Source organism: Alcanivorax profundi (genome assembly GCF_003597125.1).
GTDB lineage: Bacteria > Pseudomonadota > Gammaproteobacteria > Pseudomonadales > Alcanivoracaceae > Alcanivorax > Alcanivorax profundi.
Window position 1 is genome coordinate 1 of record NZ_QYYA01000209.1, and the last position, 361, is coordinate 361.

A 361-nucleotide genomic window follows, 5' to 3' on the forward strand; every position below is an offset into this window, starting at 1 on the left:
GCCTCGTAGTTTTTATCCTGTTTCAACTCTGAAAAATCTGCATTCTTAGATTCTTCCAAATAAAAGTTTGCCTTACGAATTCCTTCGAAGCTCCATCTGCTATAAGCGTTCGTCGGACTCCAACGACCATCTGTATAGCCAAGTACAGAAGACCAGCTCCACGCATATTCAGCTTCATCACAAGCAGAACAAAGTGATCCGTCTGCCGGAAGGTCTGAATCCAGATAGCTATAAATATTTGTTACCACAGCCCCCGTACGACCAAAATCCGTAAAGACATAACTTTTATCATAAGTTGTATATTCATGATAATCCAAGTCTGCACAGGAAGCCATCAAAGACATACAAGCCAATCCCAATA

Annotated in this window: 1 protein-coding gene; it reads right to left on the minus strand. The window is 41.3% G+C overall.

Features of this window, described 5'->3' with window-relative positions; translation table 11 throughout:
- The coding region (locus D4A39_RS19515; RefSeq protein WP_199699521.1) for a hypothetical protein at positions 1–344 on the minus strand (344 nt) is incomplete at its 3' end.
- Positions 345–361: the final 17 nt, after the last annotated feature.